The following is a 17038-nucleotide window of genomic DNA, read 5'->3' on the forward strand; positions in this document are numbered from 1 at the left end:
GCCGACCTTGAGCGAGCCGTCCTTGGCCTTCGCGCCGAATTCCTTCAGAGCGATGCGGCCTTCGACCTTCAGACCGACGTCGACAACGGCGACGTCCTTTTCGATGGCCGTGACGATGCCCTTGGCAACATAGCCTTCGGCCAGATCGGTCTTCGCGAAGGATTCTTCGAGAAGCGCTGCGAAATCATCACGGGTTGGGTTGGTAGCAGACATGGAATCTCCTGCATGCATCTCACGGGGAGACGCACATGCGCCGGGGGCTGGTGTTGAACAGGCCTGAACCCAGTCCGCCCCATCGAAGGGACAATCCGGCGCGTGGACGGAATTTCAGGCTTATGCAAGAAGGGCGATCCTGACAAAGTCGGGGATGGGCTCTTCTTCAGATCTTCTTGATCAGGGCCGCATCGATCAAAGACTTCGCGGCCTGAAACGCCGCCTCTATACTCATTTCGGACGTATCAAGCAAGTGTGCGTCGTCGGCCGGGCGCAAAGGACTGTCGGCGCGGCCCATGTCGCGCTCATCTCGCTTCTTCACATCCTCGAAAATGGCCTGATAGTCGGCCGGAAGGCCATTGCCGACGATCTCGTCATAGCGACGTTTCGCCCGCACTTCCGGCGACGCCGTCACGTAGAGTTTGACCGGCGCATCCGGGCAGACGACCGTGCCGATGTCGCGGCCGTCGAGCACAGTTCCGGGCTCGCGCAGCGAAAAGGCGCGCTGCGCCTCGACGAGCGCCCGGCGCACCGCCGGCATGACGGCAATCTTCGAGGCCGCCTCGCCGATCGCATGGGCGGAAAGCACCGCGCGATCGAGACCGGCCAGTTCGACGTCACGTGCCATTTTCTCGGCGACCGTCTCGTCGTCGAGCGGCAATCCGGCGTCGATGAGCGCCTTGGCGGTGGCGCGATAGGTCAGCCCGGTGTCGAGATGATGAAATCCGTACGCCTCGGCGATCTGACGCGACAGCGTGCCCTTGCCGGCTGCGGCCGGTCCGTCGATGGCGATGGTGAATGTCATTTTCCAACCTGCATGTGTATGTGATCGTCGTGCCTGGCGGCCCGGCAACCCTGAAACCGAATGGTGTCTGCCTGAACGCCAAGCCGCTCGGCCAGGTGCGGCTCGACGAATATTTTCTCCACGCCGAAGCCACGGCCTTCGTCGGAAAGCGAAGCGCCTCGTGGGTCCGGCCGGGTTCGAGCGGCAGAGGCTGCCATAACGACTGCAAGAACCCCAAATCCCAGCGCAAGGTCAAGAGGTCCTTGCGATCGCCGCAAGGAAGAACGCTGCCGGGAAGCGGTTCCTCGAAGGCGAAGTAGCCAATCGGCGAACGTGTTGTCTGGTCGAGAAACCGTCCGCCCGCATCCTGATAAAAGAACGCCACGTCGAGTTTGCGGCCATCCGAGTGGGACAGATGCGGAAACAACGGAAAACCGTCGAAGAACGGAAAGTTCGCGTCGAGCGCCAGCGTGGTCGTGCCCGGAAAGGCCTGATCCATCCGCTTCGAAAGCGCGATCGCAGCGTCGCGCATTTTCGGGGTCACATATTGTCGGTTGAGGATACAGAAGATGGGCGACTGCATGCGCAGACGCGAAGAACCATCGCCGTAACAAGGTAGCGGAACGCGGCCGAAGGCAGGCGCAACAGCATAACTTAAGCCGCTGCCTGCCGCGTAGAGCGCGACGAAGAGCGCGATAAGACCGATGGCGCCGACACCGGCTTTCCTGAGCCGGGCGAGACCGAGCGAAAGAAGCAGAATGACGCCGCCGATCTGCGTCAGCAGTGTCAGAGCAAGAACGGCAATTGCCGTCAGAAACCATCCAACCTTCCGTTTCAACCCCATGCCGCCTTCATTCGATCCTTGCGCCAAGGCCCGCCATCAGCGTTGCGAACCCCGGAAAGCTGGTCGCGACCATCGTCGTGTCATCCACCGTGACTGGACGCTCCGAGCCGAGCCCCATCACCAGGAAGCTCATGGCGATACGGTGGTCGAGATGGGTCTTTACCGCATCATCAGATGCATTGCCGAGCCCCTTGCCGCCGGGGCGGCCGCGCACGATCAACGACGCTTCTTTCGCCTCGCAATCGACGCCGTTGAGTTTCAGGCCGTCGGCGATAGCCGCAAGCCGGTCGGATTCCTTGACCCGCAACTCTTCGAGCCCGGTCATGATCGTCTCGCCCTCGGCAAAGGCGGAAGCGACCGCGAGGATCGGGTACTCGTCGATCATCGACGAAGCGCGCTCTGGCGGTACGCGCACGCCCTTCAGATCGGAATGGCGGACCCTGAGGTCGGCGACATCTTCGCCTCCGGACGAGTGAAGGTTCAGGACCTCGATATCGGCACCCATCTCGTGCAGCGTCCGTATCAGACCCGTGCGGCCCGGGTTCATCAGCACGTTCTCGATCAAGATGTCGGAGCCGGGAACGATGAGGGCAGCGACCAGCGGAAAAGCGGCCGACGACGGGTCGCCCGGCACAACGATGTCCTGGCCGACGAGCCGGCCTCGCCCTTCGAGCCCGATGATGCGCTCGCCACCGGCACCAGTCTCGACCACCAGATGGGCACCGAAACCCGCTAGCATCCGCTCCGTATGGTCGCGGGTCGCGACCGGTTCGATGACGGTAGTGACCCCCGGCGCGTTGAGAGCCGCAAGGAGCACAGCCGATTTCACCTGGGCTGAGGCGACCGGCACGCGGTAGAGGATCGGCGTCGGCGTCTTCGGGCCGCGCAACGTCACCGGCAGCCTTTCACTAGCGGCCGCACGCACCTGCACCCCCATCTCGCGCAGCGGATCGAGCACGCGCTTCATCGGTCGCCGGCTCAGCGATGCATCACCGACGAAGGTGGTTTCGAAATCATAGGCGCCCGCAAGCCCCATCATCAGGCGGCAACCGGTGCCGGCATTGCCGAAATCGAGCGCGGTTTCCGGGGCCAGCAGCGCACCGTTGCCGACACCGTCGACAATCCAGGCCTCACCCTCCTTGCGGACGCGGGCCCCCATTGCCTGCATTGCTCGTGCGGTCGCGATCACGTCCGCGCCCTCGAGCAATCCCGTAATCCGCGTTTGGCCGGCGGCGATGCCGCCCAGCATCAGTGCGCGATGCGAGATCGACTTGTCGCCGGGAACGCGGACCGTGCCCGTGAGGGCTGCGGATCTCCGGGCGGTGGCGGGCCTCAAGCCCGATCCATGAGACATGCGAATTCCTCGAAGCGAAAGCGTTGCGCCCGAAAGCGCGGGGCTGCCGATGCGCGGGGTCGCCCCCGCCCTTCCTGCGCTCCTACCACACGCCGATGAAACGGTCATCCTGGCGCGCCGGAAGCCCGCGTCACCGGGGCTCAGGCGTTTTGCCTTTGACAGATGCGGCCAAGACGATTAAGGGGACCGGCTAATCATCATAAGCTTGATACCCTTTCCACCCGCCGGTTTTCCGGCAAGCGCCGGCTCGGCCGGCCATTCAAGAGGCTTTGACAGTGGCAAAACCGGAACTTGGAACAAAGCGCATCGACCCGGAAACGGGGCGCAAATTCTACGATCTGAACCGTGATCCGATCGTCTCGCCTTACACCGGCAAGTCCTATCCGCTGAACTTCTTCGAAGAAACCTCGGTCGCCAAGGTGCTCGAGAAGGAAGAAGAAGAAGACGTCACGGAAGTCGATGCAGAGAACACCGAAGTCGAACTCGTATCGCTCGAGGATGCCGACGATGAGGCAGCGGGCGGCGACGACCTGCCGGATCTCGGCGACGACGATGTCGAGATCGACGGCGACGACGACGACGACACGTTCCTGCAGACCGACGACGAAGACGATGACGACGACATGAGCGACCTCATCGGCGTGTCGGACGACGAAGAAGACGTCTAAGCGCTTCAAATGACAATGGAATGCTCCCGTCCTCGGCCAAACCGGCCCGGACGGGAGAAAATCGGCCCGGAGAAAAAATAAATCCACAGGCCACGCATTTTTCGGCTTGCCATCCTCAAAAAGGGGAAGTAATAAGCCGCCACTCGCCGAGCAAAACAGCCCGGCGAACTTCCCGGACCGGTCTCGCCGGAACCCGATATGGGGCTATAGCTCAGCTGGGAGAGCGCTTGCATGGCATGCAAGAGGTCAGCGGTTCGATCCCGCTTAGCTCCACCAAACCTTCCTTTGAATGATCGGTATCAGGTCCTCAAGGACCGTCGTTCGCGAGCTCGTCGAGCGAATCGAGGATCATCGTCAGCAGACGGATGATGTCGGACGATTCGAGCAGGGCGTTGCGGATTTCCCGCTCGGACCGGCTCTGCGCGGAGTTCGCGATTTCCAAGAGCCGAACCGTGATATCGGGCGCGTCGGTGTTGGGCTCCATGCCGGTCTGTTCACGCATGCAGCGGATCAGCGCCACAGCACCTTCCAAGAGCCGTTGGGCCTGCAATGGGGTGAGTTGATGGACCTCATTGGCGGCATGAAACAGCTGGGATCTGAAGCCCGAAATCGTGGTCATCTGCCCGATGATACTCCTTTCACCTTCAAATGAAAGTGGTGGCCGGACTGGCGGACGCAACGCTCAGGTGAGGATGGTGCGCCCGCGACCTTGCGCGAGCTTGGTGCGAAGCGTCGCGGGTCGCCGGCGCAACCGGTCCGCGGACGCGGCTTTATGGTTTGTTAAGCATCCGTCAGCAGAAGCTGTAGGCATGTTCCTGGTCTCGAAAATCTTCTGGCTCGTCGCACAGCCGCTGTCGTTCTCGTTTTTCGCGGTGCTGGCCGGGTTGCTGGCGAGCGCTTTCGGCTTGCGCCGTATCGGCGCCGTCCTTGGCGGCCTCGGCGCACTGGTGCTCTTCATCAGCCTGTTTACGACCGCCGGGCCCTACGCGCTGCAGGCACTGGAGGATCGCTTTCCGCGCCCCGCGCCTCCAGCCTCCCTTTCCTGCGTCATCGTGCTTGGCGGCGCCTTCGAGAACGAAGTGACCGCCGGCCGTGGCGGCATCGAGCTGAACCAGGCGGCCGACCGCTTCATCGAGACCGTGCGCCTGGCGAAGCGCTATCCCGAGGCGCGCATCCTGGTTTCCGGCGGCGACGGCTCGATCAGCGGCGCCTATGACGGCGACGCACAGGCCTCGACCGCATTCTTCGAGGCACTCGATATCGGCGCCGACCGGGTGATCCGCGAGGAGAACTCCCGCACCACCTTCGAGAACGCGCGCTACACCAAGGACCTTTTGGCGGAAAACGGGCTTTCGCAATGCGCGCTCGTCACCTCCGCGTACCATATGCCGCGCTCCGTCGCGCTCTTTCGCACAAACGGCATCGACGTCTTGCCATGGCCGACAGACTACCGGACAAGCGGCAAGGCCGGGCTCGGCCTCGACTTCACCCAGCCGTCACTGAACGCGCAACTGACAACCACGGCCGCCAAGGAATGGACCGGACTGGTCGCCTACTACCTGCTCGGTCGAACGACGACGATGCTGCCGGCGCCCTGACGCACTGTTGACGGAGGGGCATGGCGTGCCCCAGCTTCCATGACACGCCGATTCTTGTCCGGAGCGCCCATGCCGATCCTCGAAATCCTCGACTATGCCGGTGTGGCGGTCTTTGCCGCCACCGGGGCGCTCTCGGCCTCGCGCAAGCAGCTCGACATCATCGGGTACCTGTTCCTCGCCTCGGTCACCGGAATTGGCGGCGGCACGATGCGCGACGTCGTGCTTGGCGCCACGCCGGTGTTCTGGGTCACCAACCCCACCTATCTCCTGGTCTGCGCCACGGTCGCGGTCGTCATCTTCTTCACCGCCCATCTGTTCGATTCGCGCTACCGGGTGCTCGTCTGGCTGGATGCGATCGGGCTTGCGGCCTACAGCGTCATGGGGGCGGCCAAGGGTTTCGCTGCGACCGGATCGCCGGCAGTGGCACTCGTGACCGGCATGCTCACCGCGACATTCGGCGGTGTCCTGCGCGATATGCTTGCGGGAGAACCTTCGGTGCTGTTGCGCCCGGAGGTCTATGTCACGGCAGCTCTCGTCGGCTCCGGCGTCTTCGTGCTCGCGACGATCGCCGGCTTGCCGCTGATTGCCGCCTCGACGCTCGGCGTGATCTTTGCCTTTGGCGTGCGCGGCGGCGCCCTCAAGTTCGGCTGGACCCTGCCGACCGGCAAAGCGCTGCCGGGCCGCGACCCCGACGACGTGATGTGAGGCTTCGCGCCGCGACGGACGCGCGCCTCGCAATCAACTTATCTTGATAGCCAGCGCTTGGAGCGGATCAGCGGCCGCCCTTGCGGCGCAGGCGGATCACCACGTCGACATGCGCGATCTCCATGCCCTCGGGCGGATCCGGCAGGTTGTCGATCTGGATGTTGCTGACGGGAATGTCGAGCACCTCGTTCTGGCCCTCGACGAAGAAGTGATGGTGATCCGACACGTTGGTATCGAAATAGGTCCTGGCGCTTTCGACAGCCAAGACGCGGATCATGCCGGCCTCAGTGAACTGATGCAGGGTATTGTAGACGGTGGCGAGCGATACCGGCACTCCGGCCATGACGGCCTCCTCGTGCAGTTCCTCGACGGTCAGGTGACGATCACCCTTGGCAAAGATCAGATCGGCGAGGGCAACCCGTTGGCGTGTCGGACGCAGGCCGGAATGGCGCAGCCTTTCTTCCGAACTCACTTCTGTTGCTTTCGTCATCAAGGGTCGTTCCATGTATCCCGGCGAAATTCGCAAGACTTCCTTTTGCGATATAACTTTTGCGCTTTGTCCTTTCAATAGATTCCATGGACGACAAGCGTTGCAAAGCCCGAAAAACCGGTCAAACTCGGGGAGTGCTGGCAATTAACTCTGGTCGCGCCCACATTGATCCTGTAAGCGACGGCGGAATGAAATCGCCATCTGGAGCGGCGGAGACCGGACGAAAACCGCAAGATCCGGGTCACAACGCTTCATTTCAAGCCGAACTTGCTCTAAAGCAGGTCGGACAACACAATTTGTTACGCGGGGAAACATCCATTCATGACGACCAGACAATCCAGCTTCAGCTATGAGGAAATCCTGGCCTGCGGCCGTGGGGAGTTGTTTGGCCCCGGCAATGCCCAGCTGCCGCTGCCGCCGATGCTGATGGTCCATCGCATCACCGATATCTCCGAGACGGGCGGCGCCTTCGACAAGGGGTACCTGCGCGCCGAATACGACGTGCGGCCGGACGACTGGTATTTCCCCTGCCACTTCCAGGGCAACCCGATCATGCCCGGCTGCCTCGGCCTCGACGGCATGTGGCAATTGACCGGCTTTTACCTCGGCTGGCTCGGCGAGCCCGGGCGCGGCATGGCGCTGTCCACCGGCGAAGTGAAGTTCAAGGGCATGGTCCGCCCCCACACCAAGCTGCTCGAATATGGCATCGACTTCAAGCGCGTCATGCGCGGCCGGCTCGTGCTTGGCACCGCCGACGGCTGGCTAAAGGCCGATGGCGAAACTATCTATCAGGCAACCGACCTGCGCGTCGGCCTGTCGAAGGACAAGGCCGAGTAATTCCGCGCCTGCCGCAGCGAACGAAATAAAGAAAAGGTCACTATCATGAGACGGGTTGTTGTCACGGGCCTCGGCATCGTTTCCTCGATCGGGAACAATGCGGATGAAGTCACGGCGTCGCTGCGCGATGCAAAGTCGGGCATCACGTTTTCTCCCGATTTCGCCGAGAACGGCTTCAAGTGCCAGGTCTGGGGCGCGCCGTCGCTCGACCCGACCGAACTCGTCGACCGTCGCGCCATGCGCTTCCTGTCGCAGGGCGGCGCCTGGAACCACGTGGCAATGAAGCAGGCGATCGCCGATTCCGGTCTTGAAGAGTCCGTCATCGCCCGCAACGAGCGGACCGGCATCATCATGGGCTCGGGCGGACCGTCGACCCGCACCATCGTCGAAGCGTCCGATATCACCCGCAAGAACAACAGCCCCAAGCGCATCGGCCCGTTCGCCGTGCCGAAGGCGATGTCGTCGACAGCATCGGCGACGCTTGCCACCTGGTTCCAGATCCACGGCGTCAACTATTCGATCTCGTCGGCCTGCTCGACCTCGGCGCACTGCATCGGCAATGCCGCCGAAATGATCCAGTGGGGCAAGCAGGACGTGATGTTTGCCGGCGGCCACGAAGATCTCGACTGGACCATGTCCAACCTGTTCGACGCCATGGGCGCCATGTCCTCGAAGTACAATGAGACGCCGGCGACGGCTTCGCGCGCCTATGACGCCAATCGCGACGGCTTCGTGATTGCCGGTGGTGCGGGCGTTCTCGTCCTTGAAGAACTGGAACACGCAAAGGCCCGCGGCGCCAAGATCTACGCCGAAATTGTCGGCTATGGCGCGACCTCCGACGGTTACGACATGGTTGCCCCTTCGGGCGAAGGTGCGATCCGCTGCATGCGTCAGGCCCTTTCGACGGTGAAGGGCGAGGTCGACTACATCAACACCCACGGGACCTCGACACCGGTCGGCGACAGCAAGGAAATCGGCGCGATCCGCGAGGTTTTCGGCGCGAAGATCCCGCACATCCAGTCGACCAAGTCGCTGACGGGTCATTCGCTGGGTGCTGCCGGCGTGCAGGAGTCGATCTACGGCCTCCTGATGATGCAGGCCGGCTTCATCGGCGAGAGCGCCCACATCACCGAGCTCGATCCCGAGTTCGACGGTGTTCCGATCGTCCGCAAGCGCATCGACAATGCCAAGATCGACACGGTTCTTTCGAACTCCTTCGGCTTTGGCGGCACCAACGCGACGCTCGTGTTCCAGCGCTACAACGGATAACACCATGACGGGACTGATGACCGGAAAGCGTGGCCTCATCATGGGTGTGGCCAACAACCATTCTATTGCCTGGGGTATTTCCAAGGCGCTGGCGGCGCAGGGCGCGGAACTCGCCTTCACCTATCAGGGCGAAGCGCTCGGCAAACGCGTCAAGCCGCTTGCGGCCGAGGTCGGCTCCGACTTTCTGCTCCCCTGCGACGTCGAGGACATCGCCTCCGTCGATGCGGTCATTGACGCGATCAAGGCGCGCTGGGGTACGCTCGACTTCATCGTTCACGCGATCGGTTTCTCCGACAAGAACGAGCTGAAGGGCCTCTACGCCGACACCTCGCGCGACAATTTCAGCCGCACGATGGTGATCTCCTGCTTCTCCTTCACGGAGATCGCAAAGCGGGCGGCCGAGCTGATGAACGACGGCGGCTCGATGCTGACGCTCACCTATGGCGGCTCAACGCGCGTCATGCCGAACTACAACGTCATGGGCGTCGCCAAGGCGGCCCTCGAGGCATCGGTGCGCTATCTCGCCGCCGACTACGGCGTGCGCGGCATCCGCGTCAATGCGATCTCGGCCGGCCCTATCCGCACGCTTGCCGGCGCCGGTATCTCCGACGCTCGCGCCATGCTCTCCTGGCAGCAGCAGAATTCGCCGCTGCGCCGTACCGTGACCATCGACGACGTCGGCAACTCAGCCCTCTATCTGCTGTCGGACCTTTCGCGCGGCGTCACCGGCGAGATCCACTATGTCGACAGTGGCTACAACATCACCTCGATGCCGGCGCTCGACACGCTGAGAAGCGTCGACGCCGAGTAAAACAGCGCGGCGGCATCGCCGGCTCACGCACCGCATCCATCGATCGAAACCCGGCGACAACTCGCCGGGTTTTTTTGGGCGGCCGATACGGATTTGAGGTCGCCGGGCGGCGTCAGTCCGGAAGGCCGGCCTTGCGGAAGCCATCGACGAAATGCGAAAGCGTCGCGGCGTCGCGAAACGGCTCCGTCGTCGCCCAGAAACCAGTCGTGAAATGGGGATTGGCAACGAGGAACAGATCGACCTCCGCCCGGGCCTCGTCGAACCGCCCCAATTGCGCGAGGCTCGCCGCCAGGAAGCGGCGTGAACTGGTGCGGTAGGTCTCGTCCTTGCGCAGGGTCTCGACCGCGGCTTCGTAGTCGCCGGCCGCATATTGCGCCTGCCCAAGCGTCAGGTAGTACCAGCTTGCCGGATAGGGATTGAGCCGAAACGCCTTGCGAATATGCTCAAGGCCTTCCTCCACACGGCCTGCGAGCACCGTGATGTCGGACAAGGTGGCCCAGGTGTCGGCCTCATTCGGGTCGAGTTCCAGCGCCTTGGCGAATTCCACATCCGCCTCGGTGAAACGGCATTCATAGGCCAACAGGTTGGCGAGCACCCAGCGGCAGCCGGCATCATTGGGATCGATCGCGACGGCCTTGCGCGCCAGCTCCAGGGCGACGCTGCGGGTCGGTTCGATGGGATCCCCCCAATGCACCCATCCCATCCAGTGGTTCATGGCGAGCCAGCGATAGGCCTCGGCATAATCAGGGTCGAGCGAAATTGCGCGGGTGAGCATCAGATGCGCTTCCCGCGCCGTCTGTGGCGAGTCGTCGATCAACTTGCGTGCTCGCACGCAGAGGTCATAGGCCTCGAGGCTCTTGGGGCGATTGCGCGCTGGTGGCGTGCGCAGCCGACCGACGAGTGCCTCAACGATCTTGCCCGTTACCTCGTCCTGGACGGCAAAGATATCTTCGAGGTTGCGGTCGAAGCGCTCGGCCCACAGATGTTCGCCCGTTTGCGCATCCACCAGCTGGGCATTGATGCGCACCCTTTCGGCGGCGCGGCGGACGCTGCCCTCCAACAGGTAGCGCACCCCGAGATCCTCGGCGATCGCACGCACGTCCATTGCCCTGCCCTTGTAGGCAAAAACCGAGTTGCGGGCGATGACGAAAAGGCCGCCGCTTCTGGACAGGTCCGTAATCAGATCCTCGGTCATTCCGTCCGCAAACGAATCCTGTTCGGGATCGTTGCTGAGGTTGACGAAGGGCAGCACGGCGATCGATGGCTTGTTCGGCAGCGGCAAAGGCTTTCTCGTCACGCCGCCCAGCCGTTCAATGGTGCCGGTAAAGCGATAACCGACACGTGGCACCGTCGAGATCCATTCGCCTCCATCGACGGCCGGGCCGAGCAGTTTCCTCAGCTGGGCGATCTGGACGGTGAGGTTGCCCTCCTCGACGGCCGTGCCCGGCCACGCCGCGTCCATCAACTCGGCCTTGGCGAGGATTTCTCCGGGCCGTCCAACAAGCGCCGCAAGCAGCTTTACGCCGCGATGGCCAACGGCAACGGGGTCATCGTTCCGCAGGAGCGTTCCCGCACCCGGATCAAGCACGAACGGACCAAAGGCAAAACGCATATCCTGCATCTGGCGATCTATAGCCCGTTTGGAAGTTTTTGAGAACTTTTTGGAAGGGTTTAAGTACGGCGCCGACCGTATCGCGCAGAATCCGGCCTTCTTCAGGTCAAGGGTCCCCGGATCCTTGAAGCCGATAGCGAGGTTGCCATGAACGATACCCCTTTCCCTCCCATCGCTTCGCATCAGGCATCGGCGGCCGAGACGCCGCGGAGCCCGACGCGTTCGCACGACCCTGTCGAAACGCTCAGGCACATGGTCGTCGCCTGGCGCGAACGCAGCCAGTTTCGGACAGAGCTTGAGCGAAAGCTCAGGGGCGATCCGCATCTGATCGACGACATCGGCCTGACGCGACGCCAGTCGAGGAGGAACTCGCCAGGCCGTTCTGGCAAGTGCTTTGAGGTGAGCGGCGCGATGACACCGCACCAGCCGTTGCCTCCTCCGACACCGGCTCTCGGCCAGCGGATAACGACGCCCCGTGAGGATCCGGTCCCATGGGCCGCATTGGCGGGCATCATTGCGACCGTCACCGTCTTTGCCGTGGCGCAGGGACTGACATATCCGCTGCTAAGCTTCATCCTGGAGCGGCAGGGCACCGCGCCCGCCCTGATCGGCCTGTCGGCCGCCATGACGCCGCTGGGGTTCATCCTGTCGGCACCTTTCATTCCGATGCTTGCCCGGCGCCTGGGCGGGGGCCGACTTGCGATCCTGTGCTCGGTCCTGGCGGCGCTGACACTTGCCGCCATCGCCTGGACCCTCGATGTCCGGGCCTGGATGCCGCTCCGTTTTCTGCTCGGTGTCTTTGCCAATCCGCTATCGGTCGTCAGCGAGACCTGGTTGGTGACGATCACGCCCGCTTCCCGTCGTGGCCGGATCATGGGCCTCTATTCTTCCGTCGTATCGGCAGGTTTCTGTATCGGGCCGCTGTCGCTCAGCCTGGTCGGGGCCGCCGGCTGGCCACCATTTGTGATCGGCATCGTCGCATTCATCATCTGCGGCCTGATCGTGCTTGCGGTCGTGCCGCGTCTGCCCGACATGCCGCGGGACGGTGCGGCGACCTCGGTGGTCCGTTTCTTCACCCTGGCGCCGTTGTTGCTGTTAGCGGTCGCGACCGCTGCGGCCTTCGAGCAAACCCTCCTGTCGTTGCTCGCCGTCTATGGTGCAGCGCTCGGCAGCACAGAACAGCGCATCGCGCCGCTTGTAACCTGCTTCATCGCCGGCAATGCCGCCCTGCAGATTGTGCTCGGGCGTCTGGCCGAGCACATCGGTTCGCGGCGCACGATGCTCTCTTGCGTGCTCGCCTCATTGCTCGGCTGCCTGCTCATGCCGTTGCTCTTCAACGGCTGGCTGATCTGGCCGCTCGTCTTTGTCTGGGGCGGCGTGACCTTCGGGATCTTCACCCTTTCCCTGGTCCAGCTCGGCGAGCGGTTTACCGGCCAGGTGCTGGTGGCCGGCAATGCGGCGTTCGCGCTCGCCTGGGGCGTGGGCGGCATCGTGGGCTCGCCCGCGACAGGGCTCGTCATGCAGTTCGTCGGTCACCAGGGGCTGCCGCTGTCGCTCGGCCTGCTGTGCGCCGTATTGGCGGGGCTTCTGATGATCGACAACGGGCGGCGCTGATGCGCTAGCGTCGGTCAGGAAAGATTGTGGTGGACCGGCTCACACCAGAACGAACAGCACGACCAAGGCGGCGATCACCCCCAGGACGACGAAGCCCGTATGCTTGCGGCGCTCCGGAGCGAGCGGCGAATGATAGAGGCCTTTCAGGAACGACATGGGCACCTCGGAGGTCGCCCCGTGTCCCTCGCCCTGCTTGATGTCCTTGGCGATGGCCTCGGCCGCCTCTTCGCTCAAGGGCGGCCTGTTCACTCCCGACGTCATGGACTTCATCCTCCGACTGGGAAACGCTCCGACTGGAAACACCGGCCGCATGGTGAGCCGGAATAGGGGCGAAGGCAACGGGCAAACTCTGGCTTGGCGTCACGGTAGACGAGAAAGAGCCGGACCATCGGCCCGGCTCCCTCAATTCTCGGTTCGAACGGGGTACGGCGATGCCGCGCCTCAGCGCTTGGCCCAAAGCACCTTGAAGCGGGCGTTGCGGCAGGTCTCACCGTACTCCCTGGAATTTTCGGCCAGCACCTGCTCGTACTGCAGGCCGCGGTTGGCCACCAGCATCAGCTTGCCGCCCTGCTTCAGCGCCTTCAGCGCCGTCTTGATGATGGCCACGCCGAGCGCCGGCTCGGCGGCGTGGCTCTCGTGGAACGGCGGGTTCATGACGATCAGGTCGTACTTGTCGCGCGGCTCCTCGCTCGTCAGGTCGAACCAGTAGAAGCGGGCCGGCATGCGTGGCGCGTTCGCCATCATGTTGACGCGGGCGGCCTCGAGCGCTTCGTGATCAGCCTCGAACAGGTCGATGCCCTTGGTGCCCGGAGACGCCTGAGCGAGCTTTGTCGCGAGGTAGCCCCAGCCGGCACCGAAATCGGCGGCATGGCCGTGGAAATCGATCGGCAGGCGCGATGCGAGCAATTCAGACCCGGCATCAATGCGGTCGTGCGAGAACATGCCCGGCGACGCCTCGAACAGGCCGTCGACGCGCACCGGCACCTTGGCGAGCTTGCGCACGGCGTCGGTGACGTCTTCAGGCCGCGTGAACCAGAAGGCGACGCCGTGGTACTTCGGCAGATGGTCGCCGTCCCATTCGAACTTGGCGATGCGCTTCTTCAGCGACTGGATGCCATCTTCCTTGCCCCCGGCAACGACGATGAGGCCGCCCACGCGCGTGCGCTTCAGCGCCTCGGCGATCCGGTCCTCGTTCTCGCCTTTGTGCTTGCCCGCAAGCACCAAAGCGACGTCGTAGTCTTCGCCGGTCACCTCAGGCGCGACATCGGCGCGTTGGGCTTCCAGAGCACGGTAGAGCGGCCGGAACGGCTGCACGGCCGCGATCGACGCAGCGAAGCCCTCAGGCAGCCTGTAGCCGGCCTCGGCGCCGAGGAAGAGCACGCGCTCGCCCTCGCCAGGCGGGTCGATCACGCCGCTGTCGAACGGGTAAAACAGGGTCTTCAACGCATCTCGGCTCATCGGTCTATCCGTCATCTTCCTATAAGAAAGGGGCGCGGAGCGATCTGCCCCGCGCCCCGAATGCACTCGGGTGAAGCTCGCTTATTCGGCGGCTTCGCCGTCGCCCTTCTTTTCCGACTTCTCGGCAGCGACTTCCTTGCCGGTGGCCTGGTCGACAACCTTCATCGACAGGCGAACCTTGCCGCGCTCGTCAAAGCCCATGAGCTTGACCCAGACCTTGTCGCCTTCCTTGACGACGTCGGTCGTCTTGGCGACGCGCTCGGAGGCGAGCTGCGAGATGTGGACGAGGCCGTCACGGGCGCCGAAGAAGTTGACGAAGGCGCCGAAGTCGGCGGTCTTCACAACGGTACCTTCGTAGATCTGGCCAACTTCCGGCTCGGCGACGATCGAGTGGATCCACTTGCGGGCCGCTTCGATTTCCTTGCCGGACGAGGACGCGATCTTCACGGTGCCGTCGTCTTCGATGTTGATCTTGGCGCCGGTCTTTTCGACGATTTCGCGGATGACCTTGCCGCCCGAACCGATGACTTCACGGATCTTGTCGACCGGGATGTTCATGACTTCGATGCGCGGAGCGAACTCGCCGAGCTGGCCGCGGCTTTCCGAGATGGCCTTGGCCATTTCGCCGAGGATGTGGAGACGGCCACCCTTGGCCTGGTTGAGCGCGATGCCCATGATCTCTTCGGTGATGCCCTCGATCTTGATGTCCATCTGGAGCGAGGTGATGCCGGCTTCGGTGCCCGCAACCTTGAAGTCCATGTCGCCGAGGTGGTCTTCGTCGCCGAGGATGTCGGAGAGAACGGCGAAGCGCTCATTTTCCTTGATCAGGCCCATGGCGATACCGGCAACCGGCTTTGCCAGCGGAACGCCGGCGTCCATCAGAGCGAGCGAGGTGCCGCAGACGGTGGCCATCGACGAGGAGCCGTTGGATTCGGTGATTTCGGATACGACGCGCAGCGTGTAGGGGAACTGCTCGGCTTCCGGCAGCATCGGGCGGATAGCGCGCCAGGCGAGCTTGCCGTGACCGATTTCGCGGCGGCCCGGGGAGCCCATGCGACCGGTTTCGCCGACCGAGTAGGGCGGGAAGTTGTAGTGCAGCATGAAGCGTTCTTTGTACATGCCGGTCAGGCTGTCGACGTACTGTTCGTCTTCGCCGGTGCCGAGCGTGGCAACGACGATCGCCTGCGTTTCACCGCGGGTGAACAGTGCCGAGCCGTGGGTGCGCGGCAGGAGGCCGACTTCCGAAACGATCGCGCGAACGGTTTCCAGATCGCGGCCGTCGATGCGGCTCTTGGTGTCGAGGATGTTCCAGCGAACGATCTTGGCCTGGAGGTGCTTGAAGACAGCGCCGATCACTTCGGCAGTGTGCTTCGGCTCGGCGCCTTCCGGGAAGAAGTGTGCCTTCACCTTTGCCTTGACGGCGTCGACGGCCGCGTAACGGGCAGCCTTCTCGGTGATCTTGTAGGCGTCGCGCAGTTCGGCTTCGGCCATGCCGAGCATTTCGGCTTCGAGCGCGGAATGATCTTCCGGCTGGAAGTCGCGCGGCTCCTTGGCGGCAACTTCAGCGAGCTTGATGATCGCGTCGATGACCGGCTGGAAGCCCTTCTGGCCGAATACGACGGCGCCGAGCATCACGTCTTCCGCCAGTTCCTTGGCTTCGGATTCGACCATCAGCACCGCTTCCTGGGTGCCGGCGACGACGAGGTCGAGGGTCGATTCGTCCATCTCGTCGAGATGCGGGTTCAGCACGTACTGGCCGTTGATGTAGCCGACGCGCGCGCCGCCGATCGGGCCCATGAACGGGACACCCGACAGCGTCAGCGCAGCAGAAGCGGCAACCATCGACAGGACGTCGGGGTTGTTTTCGAGGTCATGCTGCATGACCGTGACGACGACCTGGGTGTCGTTCTTGTAGCCCTCGGGGAAAAGCGGGCGGATCGGGCGGTCGATCAGGCGCGAAACGAGCGTTTCGTTTTCGCTCGGACGGCCTTCGCGCTTGAAGTAGCCGCCCGGGATCTTGCCGGCAGCGTAGGTCTTTTCCTGGTAGTTGACGGTCAGCGGGAAGAAGTCCTGGCCCGGCTTCGGCGCCTTGGCCGAAACGACGGTGGCGAGAACGACGGTTTCGCCGTAGGTGGCGAGAACGGCGCCGTCAGCCTGGCGGGCGACCTTGCCGGTTTCGAGCTTGAGCGGACGCCCAGCCCATTCGATTTCAACCTTGTGGGTATCGAACATGTTCTGTCCTTCGTGTGCGGCGGACCTTTCCGCGGCTGTTGCAGCGCGAATGGTCGAAGGGCCGCATGAAATGGCGCATCACGGGCAAGACAACGGGAGGCTTCACGCTTGAAATCGGCTGTCTCCGCTTTGCCTGGATCCCGCTTTCCGCGATTTCCGGCAAGCAGGGCCGAAGCATCCTGCAATCCTGCCCCATGACGGGCCATCGGTTGATCCGCGAAACCGGCCCATCCGGTTCGCTGGATTCCCTCCTGGCGCCACGCTTTCTAAGCGGCCGGAGAGATCATTGCGTGAGCGCCCAGCGCTCCATAAAAAAGCCGGCGGGCCGCAAAGACCCGCCGGATAAGTCGCTTAGCGACGGATGCCCAGGGCACCGATCAGCTTGGTGTAGCGCGCTTCGTCTTTCTTCTTCAGATAGTCGAGGAGCGAACGACGGCTGGAAACCATCGCGAGCAGACCACGGCGGGAATGGTTATCCTTCTTGTGGCCCTTGAAGTGTTCGGTCAGGTTGTTGATCCGTTCCGTCAGGATAGCAACCTGGACTTCCGG

General features: G+C 63.3%; 18 protein-coding genes and 1 tRNA gene. 9 read left to right on the forward strand and 10 right to left on the reverse strand.

What is annotated here, in order from left to right; all coding sequences use genetic code 11:
* Together VGO12_RS20650 and cmk are read right to left on the reverse strand one after the other, a co-directional pair.
* Positions 1-213 (reverse strand): S1 RNA-binding domain-containing protein (locus VGO12_RS20650; protein WP_327496678.1); only part of this gene is annotated, 213 nt, incomplete at its 3' end.
* Positions 214-379: 166 nt separating this feature from the next.
* Positions 380-1018 (reverse strand): (d)CMP kinase, encoded by a 639-nt coding sequence (gene cmk, locus VGO12_RS20655; RefSeq protein WP_327514629.1) that lies wholly within the window; start codon positions 1016-1018, stop codon positions 380-382.
* Here cmk and VGO12_RS20660 point away from each other — a divergent pair.
* A complete protein-coding gene (locus VGO12_RS20660; RefSeq protein ID WP_327514630.1) occupies positions 1012-1317 on the forward strand; it encodes a hypothetical protein in 306 nt (101 codons plus the stop codon). The genes cmk and VGO12_RS20660 overlap by 7 nt on opposite strands.
* Before the next feature lie 531 nt (positions 1318-1848).
* Here VGO12_RS20660 and aroA read toward each other — a convergent pair.
* Positions 1849-3195, reverse strand: coding sequence for a 3-phosphoshikimate 1-carboxyvinyltransferase (aroA, locus tag VGO12_RS20665; protein ID WP_327514631.1), 1347 nt, complete (start codon positions 3193-3195; stop codon positions 1849-1851).
* 275 nt (positions 3196-3470) lie between these two features.
* Between aroA and VGO12_RS20670 the strand changes: the two genes are divergently transcribed.
* Together VGO12_RS20670 and VGO12_RS20675 are read left to right on the forward strand one after the other, a co-directional pair.
* Complete coding sequence (locus VGO12_RS20670) at positions 3471-3863, forward strand: TIGR02300 family protein (protein ID WP_077962966.1); 393 nt, start codon at positions 3471-3473, stop codon at positions 3861-3863.
* A 200-nt stretch (positions 3864-4063) separates the two neighbouring features.
* A tRNA-Ala gene (locus tag VGO12_RS20675) sits at positions 4064-4139 on the forward strand.
* A 31-nt stretch (positions 4140-4170) separates the two neighbouring features.
* Here VGO12_RS20675 and VGO12_RS20680 read toward each other — a convergent pair.
* Positions 4171-4482, reverse strand: a complete 312-nt coding sequence (locus tag VGO12_RS20680) for a hypothetical protein (RefSeq protein ID WP_327514632.1) — start codon at positions 4480-4482, stop codon at positions 4171-4173.
* 190 nt (positions 4483-4672) lie between these two features.
* Here VGO12_RS20680 and VGO12_RS20685 point away from each other — a divergent pair, with 190 nt between their 5' ends.
* Together VGO12_RS20685 and VGO12_RS20690 are read left to right on the forward strand one after the other, a co-directional pair.
* Positions 4673-5461, forward strand: a complete 789-nt coding sequence (locus VGO12_RS20685) for a YdcF family protein (protein WP_327514633.1) — start codon at positions 4673-4675, stop codon at positions 5459-5461.
* Positions 5462-5530: 69 nt separating this feature from the next.
* Positions 5531-6166 carry a trimeric intracellular cation channel family protein gene (locus tag VGO12_RS20690; RefSeq protein WP_327514634.1) on the forward strand — a complete coding sequence of 212 codons (636 nt, stop codon included), beginning with the start codon at positions 5531-5533 and terminating at the stop codon, positions 6164-6166.
* Positions 6167-6233: 67 nt separating this feature from the next.
* Here VGO12_RS20690 and irrA read toward each other — a convergent pair whose 3' ends face one another.
* Positions 6234-6656, reverse strand: a complete 423-nt coding sequence (irrA, locus tag VGO12_RS20695) for an iron response transcriptional regulator IrrA (protein ID WP_327514635.1) — start codon at positions 6654-6656, stop codon at positions 6234-6236.
* A 321-nt stretch (positions 6657-6977) separates the two neighbouring features.
* On the opposite strand from irrA, the gene fabA reads away from it, so the two are divergent.
* The 3 genes from fabA to fabI are packed head-to-tail and all read left to right on the forward strand — an operon-like array spanning position 6978 to position 9573.
* Positions 6978-7493: a 3-hydroxyacyl-[acyl-carrier-protein] dehydratase FabA gene (gene fabA / locus VGO12_RS20700; RefSeq protein WP_327514636.1), complete on the forward strand. Its 516-nt coding sequence runs from the start codon at positions 6978-6980 to the stop codon at positions 7491-7493.
* Between the two features lie 45 nt (positions 7494-7538).
* Entirely contained in the window at positions 7539-8762 is a 1224-nt protein-coding gene (gene fabB, locus VGO12_RS20705; protein ID WP_327514637.1) for a beta-ketoacyl-ACP synthase I, read from the forward strand.
* Between the two features lie 4 nt (positions 8763-8766).
* Positions 8767-9573, forward strand: coding sequence for an enoyl-ACP reductase FabI (gene fabI, locus VGO12_RS20710; protein ID WP_327514638.1), 807 nt, complete (start codon positions 8767-8769; stop codon positions 9571-9573).
* Positions 9574-9685: 112 nt separating this feature from the next.
* Here fabI and VGO12_RS20715 read toward each other — a convergent pair whose 3' ends face one another.
* Positions 9686-11194 (reverse strand): winged helix-turn-helix domain-containing tetratricopeptide repeat protein, encoded by a 1509-nt coding sequence (locus VGO12_RS20715; protein WP_327514639.1) that lies wholly within the window; start codon positions 11192-11194, stop codon positions 9686-9688.
* A gap of 402 nt (positions 11195-11596) precedes the next feature.
* Between VGO12_RS20715 and VGO12_RS20720 the strand changes: the two genes are divergently transcribed.
* Positions 11597-12799, forward strand: coding sequence for an MFS transporter (locus VGO12_RS20720; RefSeq protein ID WP_327514644.1), 1203 nt, complete (start codon positions 11597-11599; stop codon positions 12797-12799).
* Between the two features lie 39 nt (positions 12800-12838).
* Here VGO12_RS20720 and VGO12_RS20725 read toward each other — a convergent pair whose 3' ends face one another.
* The 4 genes from VGO12_RS20725 to rpsO form a co-directional block, all read right to left on the reverse strand.
* Positions 12839-13060, reverse strand: a complete 222-nt coding sequence (locus VGO12_RS20725) for a hypothetical protein (RefSeq protein ID WP_327514640.1) — start codon at positions 13058-13060, stop codon at positions 12839-12841.
* A gap of 180 nt (positions 13061-13240) precedes the next feature.
* A complete protein-coding gene (locus tag VGO12_RS20730; RefSeq protein WP_327514641.1) occupies positions 13241-14257 on the reverse strand; it encodes a class I SAM-dependent methyltransferase in 1017 nt (338 codons plus the stop codon).
* An 81-nt stretch (positions 14258-14338) separates the two neighbouring features.
* The gene (gene pnp / locus VGO12_RS20735; protein WP_327514642.1) at positions 14339-16489 is read right to left on the reverse strand and encodes a polyribonucleotide nucleotidyltransferase; all 2151 of its coding nucleotides are present in this window, start codon (positions 16487-16489) and stop codon (positions 14339-14341) included.
* Between the two features lie 351 nt (positions 16490-16840).
* The coding region (rpsO, locus tag VGO12_RS20740) for a 30S ribosomal protein S15 (protein WP_327514643.1) at positions 16841-17038 on the reverse strand (198 nt) is incomplete at its 5' end.

This window comes from Ensifer sp. (genome assembly GCF_035999135.1).
In the GTDB taxonomy this organism is placed as follows: Bacteria; Pseudomonadota; Alphaproteobacteria; order Rhizobiales; family Rhizobiaceae; genus Ensifer.

What these genes read in the sequence shown, in the direction of transcription:
- VGO12_RS20660 (WP_327514630.1), top strand. Translation starts at nt 1,012, where the DNA reads ATGTCATTTTCCAACCTGCATGTGTATGTGATCGTCGTGCCTGGCGGC.
- cmk (WP_327514629.1), bottom strand. Translation starts at nt 1,018, where the DNA reads ATGACATTCACCATCGCCATCGACGGACCGGCCGCAGCCGGCAAGGGC.
- irrA (WP_327514635.1), bottom strand. Translation starts at nt 6,656, where the DNA reads ATGACGAAAGCAACAGAAGTGAGTTCGGAAGAAAGGCTGCGCCATTCC.
- fabA (WP_327514636.1), top strand. Translation starts at nt 6,978, where the DNA reads ATGACGACCAGACAATCCAGCTTCAGCTATGAGGAAATCCTGGCCTGC.
- fabI (WP_327514638.1), top strand. Translation starts at nt 8,767, where the DNA reads ATGACGGGACTGATGACCGGAAAGCGTGGCCTCATCATGGGTGTGGCC.
- VGO12_RS20685 (WP_327514633.1), top strand. Translation starts at nt 4,673, where the DNA reads ATGTTCCTGGTCTCGAAAATCTTCTGGCTCGTCGCACAGCCGCTGTCG.
- pnp (WP_327514642.1), bottom strand. Translation starts at nt 16,489, where the DNA reads ATGTTCGATACCCACAAGGTTGAAATCGAATGGGCTGGGCGTCCGCTC.
- VGO12_RS20680 (WP_327514632.1), bottom strand. Translation starts at nt 4,482, where the DNA reads ATGACCACGATTTCGGGCTTCAGATCCCAGCTGTTTCATGCCGCCAAT.
- VGO12_RS20715 (WP_327514639.1), bottom strand. Translation starts at nt 11,194, where the DNA reads ATGCAGGATATGCGTTTTGCCTTTGGTCCGTTCGTGCTTGATCCGGGT.
- VGO12_RS20690 (WP_327514634.1), top strand. Translation starts at nt 5,531, where the DNA reads ATGCCGATCCTCGAAATCCTCGACTATGCCGGTGTGGCGGTCTTTGCC.
- VGO12_RS20720 (WP_327514644.1), top strand. Translation starts at nt 11,597, where the DNA reads ATGACACCGCACCAGCCGTTGCCTCCTCCGACACCGGCTCTCGGCCAG.
- aroA (WP_327514631.1), bottom strand. Translation starts at nt 3,195, where the DNA reads ATGTCTCATGGATCGGGCTTGAGGCCCGCCACCGCCCGGAGATCCGCA.
- fabB (WP_327514637.1), top strand. Translation starts at nt 7,539, where the DNA reads ATGAGACGGGTTGTTGTCACGGGCCTCGGCATCGTTTCCTCGATCGGG.
- VGO12_RS20730 (WP_327514641.1), bottom strand. Translation starts at nt 14,257, where the DNA reads ATGAGCCGAGATGCGTTGAAGACCCTGTTTTACCCGTTCGACAGCGGC.
- VGO12_RS20725 (WP_327514640.1), bottom strand. Translation starts at nt 13,060, where the DNA reads ATGACGTCGGGAGTGAACAGGCCGCCCTTGAGCGAAGAGGCGGCCGAG.